21 protein-coding genes are annotated in these 16,601 nt (G+C 47.5%); all 21 read right to left on the bottom strand.

Annotated features, from left to right (window positions below):
• Window positions 1-330: 330 nt before the first annotated feature.
• Window positions 331-606, bottom strand: coding sequence for an HU family DNA-binding protein (locus HZY94_RS07510; RefSeq protein WP_179925671.1), 276 nt, complete (start codon window positions 604-606; stop codon window positions 331-333).
• Between the two features lie 113 nt (window positions 607-719).
• Window positions 720-1,553, bottom strand: coding sequence for a DegV family protein (locus HZY94_RS07505; RefSeq protein ID WP_179925670.1), 834 nt, complete (start codon window positions 1,551-1,553; stop codon window positions 720-722).
• A gap of 45 nt (window positions 1,554-1,598) precedes the next feature.
• Window positions 1,599-3,260, bottom strand: coding sequence for a DNA repair protein RecN (recN, locus tag HZY94_RS07500; RefSeq protein ID WP_179925669.1), 1,662 nt, complete (start codon window positions 3,258-3,260; stop codon window positions 1,599-1,601).
• 4 nt (window positions 3,261-3,264) lie between these two features.
• Complete coding sequence (locus tag HZY94_RS07495) at window positions 3,265-3,681, bottom strand: arginine repressor (RefSeq protein WP_179925668.1); 417 nt, start codon at window positions 3,679-3,681, stop codon at window positions 3,265-3,267.
• Window positions 3,668-4,474, bottom strand: coding sequence for a TlyA family RNA methyltransferase (locus tag HZY94_RS07490; protein WP_179925667.1), 807 nt, complete (start codon window positions 4,472-4,474; stop codon window positions 3,668-3,670). The genes HZY94_RS07495 and HZY94_RS07490 overlap by 14 nt, the downstream gene beginning before the upstream one ends.
• Window positions 4,464-5,330: a polyprenyl synthetase family protein gene (locus HZY94_RS07485; RefSeq protein WP_179925666.1), complete on the bottom strand. Its 867-nt coding sequence runs from the start codon at window positions 5,328-5,330 to the stop codon at window positions 4,464-4,466. Before HZY94_RS07485 ends, HZY94_RS07490 begins: the two co-directional genes overlap by 11 nt.
• Window positions 5,327-5,542, bottom strand: coding sequence for an exodeoxyribonuclease VII small subunit (locus tag HZY94_RS07480; protein ID WP_160332482.1), 216 nt, complete (start codon window positions 5,540-5,542; stop codon window positions 5,327-5,329). Before HZY94_RS07480 ends, HZY94_RS07485 begins: the two co-directional genes overlap by 4 nt.
• On the bottom strand, window positions 5,520-6,860 hold the full coding sequence (gene xseA, locus HZY94_RS07475) for an exodeoxyribonuclease VII large subunit (protein ID WP_179925665.1): 1,341 nt from the start codon (window positions 6,858-6,860) through the stop codon (window positions 5,520-5,522). The genes HZY94_RS07480 and xseA overlap by 23 nt, the downstream gene beginning before the upstream one ends.
• 9 nt (window positions 6,861-6,869) lie before the next feature.
• The gene (locus HZY94_RS07470; protein WP_179925673.1) at window positions 6,870-7,223 is read right to left on the bottom strand and encodes a Spx/MgsR family RNA polymerase-binding regulatory protein; all 354 of its coding nucleotides are present in this window, start codon (window positions 7,221-7,223) and stop codon (window positions 6,870-6,872) included.
• 4 nt (window positions 7,224-7,227) lie between these two features.
• Window positions 7,228-8,100 carry a 16S rRNA (cytidine(1402)-2'-O)-methyltransferase gene (gene rsmI, locus HZY94_RS07465; RefSeq protein WP_179925664.1) on the bottom strand — a complete coding sequence of 291 codons (873 nt, stop codon included), beginning with the start codon at window positions 8,098-8,100 and terminating at the stop codon, window positions 7,228-7,230.
• A 2-nt stretch (window positions 8,101-8,102) separates the two neighbouring features.
• Window positions 8,103-8,414, bottom strand: a complete 312-nt coding sequence (locus HZY94_RS07460) for an initiation control protein YabA (RefSeq protein WP_160332479.1) — start codon at window positions 8,412-8,414, stop codon at window positions 8,103-8,105.
• Window positions 8,415-8,436: 22 nt separating this feature from the next.
• Complete coding sequence (locus HZY94_RS07455; protein WP_179925663.1) at window positions 8,437-9,333, bottom strand: DNA polymerase III subunit delta'; 897 nt, start codon at window positions 9,331-9,333, stop codon at window positions 8,437-8,439.
• A complete protein-coding gene (gene tmk / locus HZY94_RS07450; RefSeq protein ID WP_179925662.1) occupies window positions 9,330-9,962 on the bottom strand; it encodes a dTMP kinase in 633 nt (210 codons plus the stop codon). The genes HZY94_RS07455 and tmk overlap by 4 nt, the downstream gene beginning before the upstream one ends.
• 485 nt (window positions 9,963-10,447) lie before the next feature.
• A complete protein-coding gene (locus HZY94_RS07445) occupies window positions 10,448-11,104 on the bottom strand; it encodes a CBS domain-containing protein (protein WP_179925661.1) in 657 nt (218 codons plus the stop codon).
• A gap of 24 nt (window positions 11,105-11,128) precedes the next feature.
• Entirely contained in the window at window positions 11,129-11,839 is a 711-nt protein-coding gene (locus tag HZY94_RS07440; RefSeq protein ID WP_179925660.1) for an ABC transporter ATP-binding protein, read from the bottom strand.
• Window positions 11,839-12,603 carry an ABC transporter ATP-binding protein gene (locus HZY94_RS07435; protein ID WP_160332474.1) on the bottom strand — a complete coding sequence of 255 codons (765 nt, stop codon included), beginning with the start codon at window positions 12,601-12,603 and terminating at the stop codon, window positions 11,839-11,841. Before HZY94_RS07435 ends, HZY94_RS07440 begins: the two co-directional genes overlap by 1 nt.
• On the bottom strand, window positions 12,603-13,559 hold the full coding sequence (locus tag HZY94_RS07430; RefSeq protein WP_179925659.1) for a branched-chain amino acid ABC transporter permease: 957 nt from the start codon (window positions 13,557-13,559) through the stop codon (window positions 12,603-12,605). Before HZY94_RS07430 ends, HZY94_RS07435 begins: the two co-directional genes overlap by 1 nt.
• 2 nt (window positions 13,560-13,561) lie before the next feature.
• Window positions 13,562-14,431 (bottom strand): branched-chain amino acid ABC transporter permease, encoded by an 870-nt coding sequence (locus HZY94_RS07425; RefSeq protein ID WP_179925672.1) that lies wholly within the window; start codon window positions 14,429-14,431, stop codon window positions 13,562-13,564.
• A 25-nt stretch (window positions 14,432-14,456) separates the two neighbouring features.
• Window positions 14,457-15,620, bottom strand: a complete 1,164-nt coding sequence (locus HZY94_RS07420; protein WP_179925658.1) for an ABC transporter substrate-binding protein — start codon at window positions 15,618-15,620, stop codon at window positions 14,457-14,459.
• 137 nt (window positions 15,621-15,757) lie between these two features.
• Window positions 15,758-16,024, bottom strand: coding sequence for a DUF2129 domain-containing protein (locus HZY94_RS07415; RefSeq protein WP_179925657.1), 267 nt, complete (start codon window positions 16,022-16,024; stop codon window positions 15,758-15,760).
• Between the two features lie 124 nt (window positions 16,025-16,148).
• Window positions 16,149-16,601 (bottom strand): group II intron maturase-specific domain-containing protein (locus HZY94_RS07410; protein WP_306538575.1); only part of this gene is annotated, 453 nt, incomplete at its 5' end.

The raw sequence follows: 16,601 nt of genomic DNA, 5'->3' as shown, positions 1-16,601 counted from the left end.
ATCTTGAATACGGTTGTGATAAGCAGAAAGTTGTTTATTTTTGAGATCTGATTTTAATTCATTAATTTGATCTTGTGTGAATTCCATAATATCTATTATAATTCAGATTTTGATTTTTGTTAAGTATCAGTTATCAGCCTGTAGATTTCTCGTCACCCGCTCTCGAAATCCATGCCCCAAAAATGCCCCAAAACGAAAGAAAAAGCCTATTGTACCCCTCTAAAAGGTTGATACAATAGGCTCATAAAATAGTTGAAGCGATTCTGCTAGCAGAATCGGATAAAACAGTCTATCCCCAGACTGGATAAAACAGTCTATCCCCAGACTGTTTTATTTAACTGCGTCTTTAAGGGCTTTACCTGCTTTGAAAGCTGGAACTTTAGATGCAGGGATTGTGATTTCTTTACCAGTTTGTGGGTTACGACCTTTGCGGGCTGCACGCTCACGAACTTCAAAGTTACCAAAACCGATCAATTGAACTTTTTCACCGTTGGCAAGATAGTCAGTTACTGCTGCAAATACTGCATCAACTGCAACTGCTGCATCTTTCTTTGTTAATTCTGTTGCTTCTGCAACCTTAGCAATCAAGTCTTGTTTGTTAGCCATTCGTAAGAATCCTCCATTAATTTTCTAACAGTACATATCATAACTCAAAAAAATGAGAAAAGCAAGTAAAAAAAGCGTTTCGCCAGCCTTGACTTTCAGATTTTAAGCCAGCTTTAAGCGTAATGAATTAGAACGGCCCAGGCGTCTTCTCCGGTATGGGTTTGGATGATGGAACCGGTCTCCAAGACGGAAATCGGCGCCTCTAAAAATGGTTGGAGTTGGCCTTTTAGCTCTTCCGCAAAATCCGGTTTGCCCGCATAGGAAATCCCAATTGCAGCGATTTCTCGGCCTTCCAGTCCAGCCTTAAATTCATCTAGCCATTTTTTAAAGGTTTTAGCACCACGGCCTTTGGCGATGGGACGTAGTTCGTGGTTCACCATTTCCATGACAACGCGGATATTTAGGAGCGACGAAATCAAGCCGGAGACACGGCCAATCCGTCCCCCCTTAACCAGATTTTCCAGGGTGGACACGCCAATATAGAGTTCCGTATTTTCCCGCACACGGTCGATTTCAGCCAAAATATCTTCTAAAGAAGCTCCTTCACGCGCCAAGCGGGCAGCTGCAAGGACCTGGAATTTCTGCGCTTGGTCTGTAAAGGAAGAATCGACCACTTCAACCTGGGCTCCAGACAAGCTAGCTCCTTGGCGGGCTGCTTCGACAGTTCCAGACAAGGCGTGGGACATGTGGATAGATAAAATCTGATCGTAGTCCTTAGCCAGTTTTCCATAGACTTCGGCAAAAACACCAACCGGTGGCTGACTGGTTTTGGGCAAGTTCTTGCTCGTTTTCATCAGGTTCAAGAACTCCCCCTCCTTCAAATCCGCATCTGAATAGAGAATCCCGTCAACCATCACGGATAGGGGGATTACCTGAATCCCATATTCTTGGACCAATTCATCTTCAATAGTGACCGATGAATCCGTTACTACAGCAATTTTTGTCATACATACCTACTTCTTAACAGTCATTTTGTCCTATTATAACAAACATCAATGTTTTTGCAAGAGCTCCCGAGCCTGATTGATAGCCGACTCTGTTAATTCCTCACCCGCCAGCATGCGGGCAATCTCTTGAATCCGCTCCTCCGGTTCCAAGAGACGAACGCGGGAGACCGTCGACACATCATCCGATATTTTTTCAATGAAAAATTGAAAATCGGCGATGGCGATCACCTGTGGGAGATGCGAGATGGCAAGCACTTGACCATTGCGACCGATCTTGTGAATTTTCTGAGCAATAGCTTGGGCAACCCGGCCGGATACGCCCGTGTCAACCTCGTCAAAAACAATGCTGGTCTTGCCTTCCTTACGGGAAAAAGCAGACTTGATGGCCAGCATCAAGCGGGACAGTTCTCCGCCACTGGCCACCTTGACCAAGGGTTTGAAGTCCTCTCCTGGGTTGGTTGAAATGTAAAATTCAATCTGCTCATTGCCATCGCGGCTAAATTTCCCCTTGCTAAACTGAACTTGGAAACGGGCCTTATCCATATACAGGTCCTGGAGTTCCAGTTGAATTTCTGCTTCCAATTGCTGGGCTAGCTGGTGGCGGGCTTGGCTCAGTTCTTGGGCCAAGGCTACCAAGACCTTTTCTTCTTCCTTCAACTTCTTAGACAAGTCTTCAGAGGAAATCTGATTTCCCGTCAGCAGCTGGTATTCTTGCGAAATTTTTTCAAAATAATCCAAGACTTCTTGAACGCTGCCGCCATACTTCCGGCTAATGGCATAAATCACATCCAGGCGGCTTTCAATATGGAGTAGACGGTTGGCATCAAAATCCAAGGAGGAGAGGTGATCCTCCAGGCGCCGGGTCGCATCCTCCAAGCTGTAGTAGGCTTCAGCCACTTGGCCGGCCAATTCCTTGTAAAGCGGATTGTAGTCTTCCAGACTCTCCAGGTCACGCAAGGCTGTCCCCACATTGGACAAGGAGGATTGTTCTTCGTCATCCAGCAAATGATAGGCCGTGGTCAGGGTATCCGCAATCAACTTGTGATTCATCAACTGTTCCCGCTCTTGTTGCAGGCTCACATCTTCACCTGGTTTGAGAGCAGCTTCCTCAATCTCTGCCAATTGAAATTCCAGCATTTCAATCCGGGCACTGTGCTCCGCTTCCTGGGTCTGCTGGCTAACCAATTGCTGGCGTAAACTCCGGTAGCGCTCAAAACTCTGGGCATACCGGCCCTTCAAGTCCCGAAAAGCCTCATCCCCAAACTCGTCCAAGAGACGGCCATGCCACTGGGCCCGCATTAGCTCTTCTTGATCATGCTGGCCGTGGATATCAACTAAGTGCTGGCCCACCGCCCGCAGGACAGAAAGATTGACCATTTGCCCATTGATCCGGCTGACACTGCGCCCATTCTGAAAAATCTCCCGCCGAATAATCAGTTCATCGCCAACCTCGATGCCCTGCTCCCCTAAAATTGTCTGAATCACTTCGGGCTTTTCCAGGGAGAAGAGACCTTGGATTTCAGCTTTGGACATGCCATGACGGATTACCTCTGTCGTCGCACGGCTCCCCAGCATCATATTCATGGCATCAATAATAATCGATTTACCAGCCCCAGTTTCCCCTGTTAGGACGGTCATCCCGTTGTCAAAGTTCAAGGTGATTTCTTCAATAATGGCAAAATTTTTGATGGAAATTTCTAATAACATAACATTACCACTTTTCTAAAGAATGTTTGAGCAGACTTGGTTCTACGCCCTTTTTTAAGATTAGCAAAACCGTATCATCATCGGATAAGATCGAAAAAAGATCCTTGGAAAAGCGGGCCCAAATTTCCCGTTTTAAAAGGAGGGCCTGACCGGGAACCACGCGCAGGGAAATCATCTGGTCCTGGACCGCCAGCTCTAAAATCGGCGACTTTTTCCCAGAGGCTTGGAATTGATAGGCAGCGTCTGGTCCCTTGAGGACACCCATTTCCTTTAAATCTCGAGACACAGTCGCCTGGGTGGCCAAGATACCCTGGCCCTCCAAGTAGTCCCTGATTTCTTTTTGACCACGAACTGGCTGGCCTTGGATCAAGGCACGAATCAGGGCCTGGCGCTGGTCCTTGTCTGCATTAGAATGTCTCATGGGCCTTCCTCACTGTCTCCTTAATCTGGTCAGGGGAAAGGGCTGGTCCCTGATCCAATTTCAAGTAAAGCAAAAATTCAATATTGCCTTGGCCACCAGTGATCGGTGAAAAGTCCAGGCCGTGGACGCCAAAGCCCAAACCTTGGGCCATGGTCATGGTCTGGTTCAAGACCGCTTCATGGACCCGAGCTTCCCGGACAATCCCTTTTTTGCCAATGGCTTCCCGACCTGCCTCAAACTGCGGCTTGACCAGGGCCACAACCTGGCCCTGGTGTTGCAAAATCGCAGCCAAACTCGGCAGAATCAAACTGAGGGAGATAAAACTCACATCAATCGAAGCAAAGCTAGGCTGAGGCTTAAAATCCTCTGGATTGGCATAGCGAAAATTATACTGCTCGCGGCTAATGACCCGCGGATCCTGGCGTAGCTTCCAGGCCAATTGATTGGTGCCCACATCGACTGCATAGACCTGCTGGGCTCCCGCTTGCAACATGACATCTGTAAAACCGCCGGTGGAGGCACCAATATCCAGGGTCCATTGATCGGTCAAATCAATACCGAACACTTCCAGGGCCTTGGCTAATTTTAACCCGCCTCGGCTAACATAGGGCAGTGTCTCGCCCTTGACCTTGAGGGGAGTATCATTAGAAATCTTCTCACCGGGTTTATCATAGCGGTGGCCGGTCAGTTCATGAATGACCAAACCAGCCATCACTCCCCGTTTGGCTTGTTCGCGTGTTTCAAAAAGGCCTTGCTGAAAGGCCAATACATCTACTCTTTCTTTAGCTACCAATGGCTAATCCTTCTATTCTTTTTTTCAAGACTGCTCCCTGGAATCCCTGGGCCTCCAAGGCGGTGATTTGCTGGTGGATCTGGTCCAGAAGCTCGGCTAAAATACCCTTGGCCTCCTCCAAGCCAAAAATGGCTGGATAGGTGGCTTTTTGAGCAATTTCATCCTTATTCGGGGTTTTCCCCAATTCCTGGAAACTAGCCGTGACATCAAGGATATCATCCCGCACTTGAAAGGCTAGACCTAGGTTTTTCCCGAAGGAATCCAAGAGCTCCCGACTCTCAACATCGAGCTCTAATAGTACTCCAGCTGCCAAAAATGGAAAATGCAGGAGGCGGCCAGTCTTATTTTCATGAATCCGTTGCAACTCCTCAAGCGTTAGAGTTTGTCCTTCTGAGCGCATATCCAAACTTTGACCGCCAACCATGCCATAAGTCCCTGAAGCCTCTGACAGGGCCTGGGTCAACTCCACAAGCTGAGTCGCTGGTAAATCAGCTTGAGCTAACAGGGCAAAAGCATCCAAAAAGAGACTATCGCCCGCTAAAATTGCTGCTGCCTCGCCAAACTTCTTATGATTGGTTAGTTGGCCCCGGCGATAATCATCATCATCCATGGCTGGAAGATCATCATGAATCAGGCTACCCGTATGAATCATCTCCAAAGCAGCTGCAACCTTCACATACTCCTGCGTAATTTCCAGACCAAAGCCCTCCAATAAATCTAAGAGGAGCAAGGGACGGATCCGCTTGCCTCCTGCTTGGATGGAATACAGGATGCCTGCAACCAATTGTGGCTCTGGGCTTGGGCTTTGATAAAAATTCTTGAGGACAGTTTCCAAAACTGCTAGCTGTTGATTCATGCGTTCATTTCCGTTTCTTGACCATCGCCACCCATGATGGTGACCATGGTTTTTTCAGCTTCTTGTAAGGTTTTTTGCAGTTCCTGGCTTAATTTCATCCCCTGTTGAAATTGCTTCAAGGCCTCTTCCAAAGGAACTTCGCCTTGTTCTAGGCGTCGAACCAGAAGCTCCAATTCCTGCATTTTTTCTTCAAATGTCTGTGTTTTGGACATGGTTTACCTCTACTTCTAAGTGACCATCCTGAAGTTGGATGGTCAAGTGATCACCAGGCTCAACCTGGCTACTACTGGACACAATTTTGTCGTCTGTTTTCACCAAGGCATAGCCTCGTTGGAGAATTTGGCTTAATTCCAATTGTGACAAGGCATCGCTGGCAACCTGAAACCGCTGCTGGGCCTGTTTTAAACGATCGGTTATAGCCCGCTGCAGATCAGTTTCCAAGCGTGCCAGCTGGTCTTGGGCCTTGTCCAGTCTCGGCCTTGGGCTCTGGCGGATCAAGGCTTGGTGCAAAAGCTGACTCTGGTGCTGTTGGTTTTGGAGCGCTTTTTCCACCGTCTGCTTGAGTTGGAGATCTAGTTGGTCCAACTTTTGCAGGTAGGAATCATAGAGACGCTCCGGCTGGCGGAAAATAATTGATTGGTTGAGAACTTCCACGCGCTCCCTTTGAACCTTGAGTAGGCGGTCCAAGGCTTGCTTGAGCTGGAGCTGGCTGCGTTCAAGGGCCAGGAAATAATCCGCTTTGGTATAAGGGGTTGCCAACTCCGCCGCAGCTGTCGGCGTCGCGGCTCGCTGATCGGCCACAAAGTCAGCCAAGGTCACATCGGTCTCGTGTCCCACACTAGAAATCACAGGCAGGCGCGATTCAAAAATGGCCCGCACCACGACCTCTTCGTTGAAGGCCCAGAGATCCTCCATGGAACCTCCACCCCGACCAACGATCAGTACATCCAGATCTTCAGCCTGGTTGGCCCGCTGAATTTGCTGGGCAATTTCAGCAGCCGCCCCCTCTCCCTGGACCTTGGCCGGATAAAGCCGGATACTAAGTCCTGGAAAGCGCCGATTGACGGTTGTGATAATGTCCTGAATAACCGCTCCACTGGGACTGGTCACCACGCCAATCTTCCGATTAAAGCGGGGTAAGGGCTGCTTATGCTCTGCCTTAAAAAAGCCCGCCTGGGTCAATTCTTTTTTTAATTGTTCAAAGCGAAGAGCCAATTCACCTACGCCAACTGGCTCTGCCTTTTCAATCACAATCGAATAGGAGCCGTTGGGGGCGTAAAGCTGGACCCGACCCACGATATTAATCTGTTGCCCTTCCTCAAGCCTAAAGGGCAACTTTTTGTAGACACCCGCCCACATGGTTGCCTGAATAACGGCCTCTTCATCCTTTAGGGAAAAATATTGGTGGTTGGGACGGGCCCGAAAATTGGAGACCTGACCGGTCAGAAAAACCCGCTCCAGATAGGGATCCTTGTCAAATTTTCGCTTGAGATACTTGGTCAGGGTCCCGACGGAAAGATAGTCTGCCATAGTCCAGTCCTAAAGCTCTAGATCTGCATAGGGAGTCCGATAGCCAATTTGCAGGAGCTGGCCATCTTTTACCAACAAGGGACGCTTAATCAGCATGCCATCTGTTGCCAGAAGTTGGGCAGCTTCTGCCGCACTCAAGTTGGGAACCTTGTCTTTTAAGCCCAATTCCCGGTATTTATTACCGCTGGTATTGAAAAAGGCTTTGATGGGCCAAGTTCCTTGAGCCATCCAGCTTTCCAATTGTTCTAGGCTTGGAGCTGCCTGGGTCAGGTCGATAAACTGCGTTTCAATCCCCAGTGCTTTTAATTCTTTTTCAGCTGCCTTGCTGGTAGTGCAACGCGGGTGTCCGTAATAATCAAACATACTTTTAGTCATCCTTTTCTTCTTGATGGTAGGCCTGGTAGAGTTCCTTGGCCTTTAAACCCGTTTCCTTGGCTAATTCCTGACTGGCGGTTTTGAGGCGTTGGCCTTGGCTCACCCGTTCCTTAAGGACTTCAAGGACAGCCTCTAGGCTCTGAGCTGGCTGGGCTTCCGCTTGATAGCCCTCTACGATGAGCAGGCATTCTCCTTTTATGGGGTCTGTAAGCAGCGAGTCTAACACCTCTTGGATACTTCCCCGACGAAACTCCTCGTAAATCTTGGTTAATTCACGGACTAGGACTAGCTGCCGATTGCCGTAAACAGTCAGGATTTTTTCCAAAGTAGCCGCTAAGCGATAAGGAGATTCGTAAAAAATCTGCGTTTCCGGATAGTGGCGCTTGGACTCCAAAAAGGCCTGCTGCTGGCCAGCCTTCCGTGGTAAAAAACCGTAAAAAACATGGGGTTGGGGGGCCAGACCACTCGCAATCAAAGCCGTAATACCGGCTGACGGACCAGGGATTGGGACTACTTTATAGCCCGCATCCAGGGCGGCCTTGACCAAATCATGGCCGGGATCCGAAATACTGGGCAGGCCGGCATCGGAAACCTGGGCCAGATCTTGACCTTGGGCCAGAAGGTCGAGAAGTTCTGGAATGCGCGCTTGGGCATTATGTTCGTGAAAGGAAATCAGGCGATTCCGGATTTCAAAATGCTTGAGCAAGGCACCTGTTACCCGCGTGTCCTCGGCTGCAATCAGGGACACGGACTCCAAGAGTTTCAAGACTCGAAAGGAGATGTCCTCCATGTTGCCTATCGGCGTCGGCACTAAATACAGTGTCCCAGACTCAGAGACTTCTTTAAAACTTTTTTGAATCTGCACGATTAACCTCTAAATAACAATTCATCACAGAAGGCACACTCACCTTCACGTTGTTGGCCGTAAAAATAGGTACACACATGGAAGCCATCTAGGTAAATCCGGTGCAACCCTTCCCTTTGTTTAAAGGGTTTTTCCGGCTCACCCGTCTCAACCTGGCTCAAGCGTTCCCGTAACTTCTCATTTTCAAGACGGAGGAGGGTGTTTTCTTCAATTGATTCGCGTACAGCTACTTTCATAGATTCCAGCTCATTGAGGGTACGAATGAGATGATTGCTGAAATTATCAAGGGTCACTAAAATATCTTTCTTTTCCAAGGGGCTCCTCCTTCTCTTCAAATTACAAATTCTCTAAACAAAAACGTTCCAAACTCGCTAACAAGGGAACATTGGCTTGCCAGGCGACCCTGGCTGCCATCAAATCTTTCAAGAGCTTCCAACGCTTGGGAGTAGCTGCCTTCTGCCCTAGCTGGAGTTCCAGCATATCCAAAAACAGAGCCTGTTTATCCCGATCATCGGCCTGGGCAACCAAGGCTGATAGGGCCAGAAAAGACTTGGCTTCTTTTTTGAGAAACTGCTGCAACCAACTATCCAACTGGGCGTTCATCTCCAGAATCCAGTTTTGACCAAGGCTGTCCAGAAGCTGGGTATTGCCCTGCAACAAGGTGCTTAGAAACTGGGCTTGGGTTTTTAGCAGTCCGTCAGCCTCAAAGGCTGCCGTTAAATCCTGGATCCGGTCTGGAAAATAGACAAACTGAGTCCGACTGCGAATGGTCGGCAGAATCCGATCGGGGTTCTTACTGAGGAAAAAGAAATGTTGTTGCCCAGTCGGCTCCTCCATCGATTTCAGTAGGGCATTAGCCCCATTGCTGTGCATGGTTTCAGCATCACGGACAATAAAAACCTGATGGGAGCTTTCCAAACCCGATTGCGAAACCTGGCCTAAGAGACCTTTAACTTGTTCCGTGCGGATAATGCGATTCACCGGGCTGACCACATGCAGGTCTGAAAATTCTTGGGACTCCACCAGTTTGCAAGATCGGCACTTCCCACAGGGCAGCCCCTCTTGTTGATCCTCACAATAAATGGCTTGGCTGAGGTAGAGGGCCATATACAAGGTCTGGGGACTCCCCGCAAACAAATAGGCATGGCTTAAACGGTCAGCCTGGATAATTTTCTGAAAACGCTGCAGGAGACTAGCCTGGGTCTGTTCCAACTTCTCTGCTAAGGAGCTCATAGGGGCAATCTTTCTGCGATTCGTTGAAGGGCTTGATCGAAAACCTCGGGAAGATCCAAACTAGCATCGACTTTTACCAAACGATCTGGATTCTCTTCCGACAGCTGCAGATACCCTTGACGGACACGCTGGTGCCAGCTCAAATCTTCCTGATCCAGCCGATCAACATCCCCTGAACGATGAGCCTGAATCCGAGCCAAGCCCTGTTCGGCCGGTAAATCCAACAGTAAGGTCAAATCAGGATTCTTGCCATCTGTCGCAAATTGGTTGAGCCAGTGAATCGCTTCCAAGTCCAAACCGCGCCCATAACCCTGATAGGCCACCGAGGAATCGATAAACCGATCCATTAAAACCAAGGCCCCTCGCTCCAAGGCTGGTAAGACTTTTTCAACTAGATGTTGGCGACGACTGGCCATATAAAGCAAAAGTTCCGTTTTGGCCTCCATCTCCGCATGGTCTGGATTGAGCAAAATTTCCCGAATTTGCTCAGCAATCCGAGCGCCCCCAGGTTCCCTGGTGACCACTACTTCCCGGCCTGTATCTGAAAAGTGACTGGCCAATTCTTGGATTAGGGTTGATTTCCCAGATCCATCTGGTCCTTCAATGGACAGTAAAAATCCCTGTTTCATAGTTCCCTCTTTTCTTAGCTACTATTATACCTGTTTTCAGGAAATTTGACACTAGCTAAATCGTTCTATGAGGACAGAAGGTGCCTAAGCTCAAAAAATCAAGCGCATCTCAGAAACAAGCTGCTGACAACTCAAAAGCTCTGGGAGTAGGGAGTGGGACAGAACTAAATTTGGAAAAATTTAGTTCGTAGTCCCACCCCCGCAAGGCTGATTAGGTCCTCTTCCGAGCTTGAAAAGCGAACGAAGAGGCCAATCAGCTACTGCGTCAAAGGCATTTTGTTATCCAAAGTCAAAGAGGCTAGACTTTTGTCCCAGCCTCTAGTATGAGTCTAAAATTAAAAAAGCGAATAAAGAGTAGGGCAAAGCCCGTCGACAAGGAATCGTCTTGATGTTCAAAAGAAGCTTCGACTCCTTCGAAGACGCAAAAAACTCCCTCCGATTCCGAATGGCTCATTCAAGAATCTGAGAGGGAGTTCCCTTACAGTTTAAAAAGCTTTGGCTTGGGTTTCGTGAACATAGTCCACTTGGAAGCCTTGTTTTTCGAGCTCTTCCCGAAGTTGCTCGTGGTCTGTTTGACCTTCCAATTGCAATTCAATGGTTACAGAACCATCTGCATTTGGAATGTTGACAACGTTATCAATGTTAAGATCACGTTCAACAACTGCATGGACGGCACGTTCCAAGACTCCAACCTGGTTGGTCGTCCGAACGCGAACCCGAGTACCGGGTGCTCCATAACCGGCAACTTCCAAAAAGGCTTTGAAGACATCGCGATCTGTAATCACACCACGAAGCTCATCCCCTTTCATCACCGGAAGGATGCCAACCTTATGTTTAAACATCAAGTAGACCGCATCTTCCAGGCTGGCATCTTCATCCAGGGTAAAGACATCCCGGACCATGACATCCTTGACCTTGGTTTTGTTGAGGAGGTAGTTCATTTCATAGATGGATAGGGTTGTGGCTTTAGAAGGAGTTGCCTCTGCAATTGTACCTTCGGTCACCAAACCAACCAGTTTCCCATGATCCATAACCGGCAGACGATGAAGGTTTTGTTCCCGCATCAAGTCTGCTGCATGTGCAATGGAAGTATCTGGGTCAATAAAGACCACTCGTTTTGTCATAAAATCTTTAACAGCCATAGTCCATTCCTTTCCGTCTGCCTGCTAACCACCAAGGTAGGCCTTGCGCACTTCTTCTGATGTTAGAAGTTCTTGACCGGTACCTGCTAATACAATTTTACCATTTTCTAACACATAACCGCGATTGGAAATAGCTAGAGCCTTATTGGCATTTTGCTCAATCAACAAAACGGTTGTCCCTTGAGCTTGGATGTCCTTAATGATTTCAAAAATCTCATTGATAAAGATAGGCGCCAATCCCATTGATGGTTCATCCAAAAGTAAAAGCTTAGGTGTTGACATCAGGGCCCGGCCCATGGCCAACATCTGTTGTTCACCTCCCGACAGGGTTGCCGCATCCTGGCCTTTGCGTTCTTCCAAACGTGGGAAGCGCTCAAAAATTTTCTTCAAATTCCGGGCATTCTCTTCCCGGTCTTTTTTCAGGAAAGCGCCCATTTCAAGGTTTTCCAGAACGGTTAGTCCTGGGAAAACATGGCGTCCTTCTGGCACTTGTGATAGACCTGAAGCAACAATGGTTTGCGCAGGCTGTTTGTGAATTTCCTGACCTTGAAACAGAATGCGTCCTTGACTTGGGCGAACCAAGCCGGAAATGGTCCGCAAGATACTGGTTTTTCCAGCTCCATTGGCCCCAATCAGGGAAACAACTTCCCCTTCAGCGACCTCAAAGCTGACATCATGGACGGCTTCAATCATCCCATAGTGAATGGATAGATTTTCAACTTGTAACATTGACATTAGGCTTCTCCTCCCAAGTAAGCTTCGATAACACGCTTGTTGGTGCGGATCTCCTCAGGGGTTCCATGGGCGATCAACCGTCCATATTCCAGCACATAAATCCGCTCCGTGACTTCCATGACCAAACTCATATCATGTTCAATCAACATCACCGTGATGTTAAATTCTTCCTTAATTTTCCGGATTAAAGCTGTCAATTCAGCTGTTTCCTGAGGGTTCATCCCTGCCGCCGGTTCATCCAAGAACAGAATCTTAGGTTGCGTCGCCAAGGCCCGCACAATTTCCAAGAGACGCTGTTGCCCATAAGCCAAGTTTTTCGCCAAGGTATCCGCATATTCTTCCAAAGAGAAGATTTTCAACAGATCTAGCGCCTTCTGCTTATATTCCTCTTCCTTTTTATAATAAAGGGGAAGGCGGAAGAGACTAGCCCAGATATGTGGGTTTTGGTGATTCCCAAAAGCGATGAGAACATTATCCAGGACGGTTAAATCCTTGAACAAACGGATATTCTGGAAGGTCCGCCCCAGACCTAGACCCGCAATGGTGTAGGGTTCCTTACCATTGAGCTCATTACCATCCAAGGTAATGGTTCCTTCACTTGGCTCGTAGACACCGGTCAACAAATTGAAGAGGGTTGATTTCCCCGCTCCATTGGGACCAATCAAGCCCACCAATTCCCCCTTGTCCAATTCCAAGGTTACATCCCCAACAGCCGTTAAACCGCCGAAATGTTTTGTTAAGTGTTTAACTTCTAAAAGTGCCATTAGGACTTAACCTCCTTTTTTGATTTTGACAACAGATTCTTCAAACTCAATTCCCAGGTTCCCAAGAGACCACCTGGACGGAAAATCATCACTAGGATGAGGGCCAATGAGTAAACAATCATCCGGATGCTGGCTACGTCTTGCAAGAGCATATTGAGGATTCCCAGTACAACCGCCGCCACAATGGTTCCCGTCATCGAACCGAGGCCACCAAATACAACGATGATCAAGATGTTGATAGAGTTGGTGAAGGCAAAGTCTTTTGGAACGACCGAACCAACAAAACCAGCATGGAGAGAACCCGCAATACTTGCCGTGATCGCACCAAAGACAAAGGCCATCACCTTAATTTTAGTCGTGTTAATTCCAACTGATTCAGCCGCGATTTCATCCTCACGAACCGCCAAGGTCTGCCGACCAATCGGACTCCGCAAGTAGTTCAAGGTCACAATCGTTGTCAAAGCTGCTAACAGGTAGACCATTTGCCACGTTGTAAAAGCAGGAATTCCCAAGAGACCAGCAGCCCCGTTGGTAACCTCACCACCATTGACAATGATAATCCGAATAATTTCGGCTACCCCTAGTGTCGCGATTGCCAAGTAGTCCCCTTTCAAACGGAGGGTAGGCAGACCAACCAAGAGGGCAACAAGGCCGGCAACGGCCATCCCTGCGAGGACTGATAGGATAAAACCCCCATAGGTTGGCAACTGCTTCCCGATAATAGCCGTCGCATAAGCACCGATCGCCATAAAACCGGCATGCCCCAGCGAGAACTGACCGGAGAAACCAACAATCAGGTTGAGACCTACAGCCAAGATAATGTTAATTCCAATTTGTTGGAAGATCATTTGATAGTAGAGATTGAGTACATTCATCTCAACCAAAAGTGTAACCAAGGCATAGCCGGCAACTAGCAGCCCTGCCCAAATCATATTTTCCTTTAGATTTTTTTGCATGACTAGACCTTCTCCTTCACATTTTTACCAAGAATACCACTTGGACGTACTAGGAGAATCAAAATCAATACTCCATAGACAATCGCATCTCGGAAATCAGAGAATCCAAGCGCTGTTGCTGCAGTTTCGAGGACCCCGATGACAAAACCACCCAAGGCTGCCCCGGGAATAATTCCAATTCCGCCCAATACGGCCGCAACGAAGGATTTCAAACCAGGCGTCATTCCCATCAATGGATCCAAGGAATTGTAATAAAGAGCAATCAGCACACCCGCTGCCCCTGCCAAGGCTGATCCAAGGGCAAAGGTAAAGCTAATGGTCCGATTAACATTAATTCCCATCAACTGGGCAGCGTCACTGTCCACAGATACAGCCCGCATGGCTTTCCCCATCTTGGTTTTCTTAACAATCAACTGCAGTACCACCATCAAGAGGATGGAAACTCCCAAAATCAACAATTGAATATTGGTCATTGAAACAGGACCCAACTCATAGCGGACGGTTTCAATCACTTGTGGGAAAGGACGTGGATTAGCACCAAAGAAGAAGACCATTCCATATTCCAAAAGGAAGGAAACCCCAATCGCGGTAATCAAAGCTGCAATCCGCGTTGACTGACGTAGCGGACGGTAGGCCAAGAACTCAATCAAGACCCCAAGGGCCGCGGTTCCAGCCATGGCCAGCAAGAGGGCCACAAAGAAATTCAAATGGAGGGTATTAATGAGGAAATAACCTAGAAAGGCTCCCATCATATAAACATCCCCGTGGGCAAAGTTGATCAAGCGAATAATTCCATATACCATGGTATAGCCCAAGGCAAGCAAGGCATAAATACTTCCCAAAATCAGCCCGTTCAATAATTGCTGTAGTATCATTCTAAATAATCTCCTAAACGACTTAGTCTGGTTGCACCGACACTGCTTCCTCAACCTTACCTTTCTGCATGGTCATCATAAAGGCTGATTTGCTGGTGTTGTGATCGGCATCAAAGCTAGTTTTCCCGGTTACCCCGTTATAATTCTTAATCTTAGTTAGGTTATCCCGGATTTGGATGGAATTATCGGCTCCCTCCATCGCTTTGGCCATCATTTTCATCGAGTCATAAGCCAAGGCTGAGAAGGTGCTTGGTTCTTCTTTAAAGCGGTCACGGTAAGCTTTTTTGAAGGATTCTGCTTCTTCGCTGGTTTTTACAGTTGAAGAAAAACCGGATACAAAGTAAATATCATTGGCCTTTTCCGCCGTTGCCTGTTGCACAAATTCCTCTGAGTTCAGACCGTCTCCACCAACAATCGGTTGATTCAAGCCCATCCCCCGCATCTGGTTAACAATCTTACCTGCTTCAGTATAGTAACCTGGCAGAACCATGGCATCAAAGTCCTTACCCTTCATTTTTGTCAAGGCTGCTTGGAAATCGGTATCTCCCGCAATAAAGGTTTCTTCAATCACAATGTCACCTTTATAGGCTTCCTTGAAGGACTTGGCAATTCCTTTGGCATAGTCACTTGAATTATCCGTAAACAAGGCTACTTTTTTAGCATTCAAATTATCCGCCACATACTTAGCAATAATTCGTCCTTGGTAGCTATCTTGGAAGGTTCCAACAAACAAGAAGTCCTGACCAGCAGTCAAACCATCTTGCGTCGCACTTGGTGAAATCACCGGTACACCCGCGATAGTTGCTTTTGGAATAGCTGCCGCAGTCGCACCAGAGGTTGCAGGGCCGACAATGGCATTAACTTCCTGTTGAATGGCCAAATTGGTTGATACGGAAGCTGCTTCTTGAGTTTCCGATTTATTATCTTTGGAAATCACCTCAATTTGCTTGCCATCAACACCACCTGCCTGGTTAATTTCCTCAACAGCTAGCAAGGCTCCTTTTTGCTCCACAGATCCATAAGCCGCTACAGAACCAGTGTTTTCAAAGTTGAAGCCGACCTTAATGGTCTCCCCAATCTCTGTTCCCTTAGCTTTGGAACCGTCCGCAACTGGCACTTGGCTACAAGCTGCTAACAATGTCATAGAGGCCAGCAGGACTGTGGCCACTAACGTTTTACCTTTCATAAAACTACTCCTCTTTTTTTATAGACTCTAATATATAGAATTGTCAGAAAATTGTCAATACGTGTTTGCGATTTTTTTACTTATTTTTACATGAAAACTTTCATTTTATTTTCTTTCACAAATTAAAAAGCGGAAGGTTAGTCTCCGCTTTCTAGGGTTCCTAAATCGATACCTTGATAGGTGAGGGGTAATTCCGTCAACAGACTGGTTTGAATATCCCGTACAAAAGACTGCCCTTGCAACTGGGCGACAATCGACGATAGTTGATCTGCTTTTACAAACAATTGAACATAGCGCAAGCGCCGGGAGTGATAAGCAATATCCCCATAGGAACTCAACTTGCGCCGATCCCGGTTATAATATAGGTAGACATACAATGCCCGACGTTGAACCTTTGCTTCCATAATCACTCCTTTTAGAAATATTCTATCATAAGAAATAGGCAAAAACTAGTCTCCCCAGAATCGAGTAGAGGCTAATTTCTAGTCCCTCTCACACCACCGTGCGTGCCGTTCGGCACACGGCGGTTCAACTAACTTTTAACGCATGTCGTTTAAGATAGAAATCTAGACAAGAAACCAGTCCTCTTTTAGTAAGGGCTGGTTTTGATATAGCTCGCTTTAAGACTGACTTTTGTGCCACTAGTTGATAGTGGTTACCCCAGCCAGATACTTTATCGGCTATCCATTTCGGAACACCTAGTTTCAGAAGTCCCCATAGTCGTCTCGATTTTTTCTTCCATTGCTTCCAGATAATGACTCGGATACGAGTTCGTAAACGCTCATCTATTTGCGTCAGTATCGTCTTCATATTACCAAGTGAGAAGTAATTTACCCAACCGCGGATAACCCAATTTAATCGTTCAATCCGTGTCGTTAGGTCAATGCTCCACTTCCTCGTCGTTAGTCGCTTCAGCTTGCGCTTAAAACTCTGTACACTATCTTGATGGGGACGGCATTTCCAGCCTTTCGGAGATTTCCA

Origin of the sequence: Streptococcus danieliae (genome assembly GCF_013415245.1) — a bacterium.
GTDB lineage: Bacteria > Bacillota > Bacilli > Lactobacillales > Streptococcaceae > Streptococcus > Streptococcus danieliae_A.
The sequence above is the reverse complement of the archived record's forward strand: the minus strand, read 5'-3'. Positions and strand labels throughout refer to the sequence as shown.

Bases quoted from the DNA above. Each gene is read 5' to 3' on its own strand.
- xseA (WP_179925665.1), bottom strand. From the start codon at position 6,860: ATGGCAGACTATCTTTCCGTCGGGACCCTGACCAAGTATCTCAAGCGA.
- HZY94_RS07495 (WP_179925668.1), bottom strand. From the start codon at position 3,681: ATGAGACATTCTAATGCAGACAAGGACCAGCGCCAGGCCCTGATTCGT.
- HZY94_RS07445 (WP_179925661.1), bottom strand. From the start codon at position 11,104: ATGGCTGTTAAAGATTTTATGACAAAACGAGTGGTCTTTATTGACCCA.
- HZY94_RS07420 (WP_179925658.1), bottom strand. From the start codon at position 15,620: ATGAAAGGTAAAACGTTAGTGGCCACAGTCCTGCTGGCCTCTATGACA.
- HZY94_RS07510 (WP_179925671.1), bottom strand. From the start codon at position 606: ATGGCTAACAAACAAGACTTGATTGCTAAGGTTGCAGAAGCAACAGAA.
- HZY94_RS07480 (WP_160332482.1), bottom strand. From the start codon at position 5,542: ATGTCCAAAACACAGACATTTGAAGAAAAAATGCAGGAATTGGAGCTT.
- HZY94_RS07415 (WP_179925657.1), bottom strand. From the start codon at position 16,024: ATGGAAGCAAAGGTTCAACGTCGGGCATTGTATGTCTACCTATATTAT.
- HZY94_RS07455 (WP_179925663.1), bottom strand. From the start codon at position 9,333: ATGAGCTCCTTAGCAGAGAAGTTGGAACAGACCCAGGCTAGTCTCCTG.
- HZY94_RS07505 (WP_179925670.1), bottom strand. From the start codon at position 1,553: ATGACAAAAATTGCTGTAGTAACGGATTCATCGGTCACTATTGAAGAT.
- recN (WP_179925669.1), bottom strand. From the start codon at position 3,260: ATGTTATTAGAAATTTCCATCAAAAATTTTGCCATTATTGAAGAAATC.
- HZY94_RS07440 (WP_179925660.1), bottom strand. From the start codon at position 11,839: ATGTCAATGTTACAAGTTGAAAATCTATCCATTCACTATGGGATGATT.
- HZY94_RS07470 (WP_179925673.1), bottom strand. From the start codon at position 7,223: ATGTTTGATTATTACGGACACCCGCGTTGCACTACCAGCAAGGCAGCT.
- tmk (WP_179925662.1), bottom strand. From the start codon at position 9,962: ATGAAACAGGGATTTTTACTGTCCATTGAAGGACCAGATGGATCTGGG.
- HZY94_RS07485 (WP_179925666.1), bottom strand. From the start codon at position 5,330: ATGAATCAACAGCTAGCAGTTTTGGAAACTGTCCTCAAGAATTTTTAT.
- HZY94_RS07435 (WP_160332474.1), bottom strand. From the start codon at position 12,603: ATGGCACTTTTAGAAGTTAAACACTTAACAAAACATTTCGGCGGTTTA.
- HZY94_RS07430 (WP_179925659.1), bottom strand. From the start codon at position 13,559: ATGCAAAAAAATCTAAAGGAAAATATGATTTGGGCAGGGCTGCTAGTT.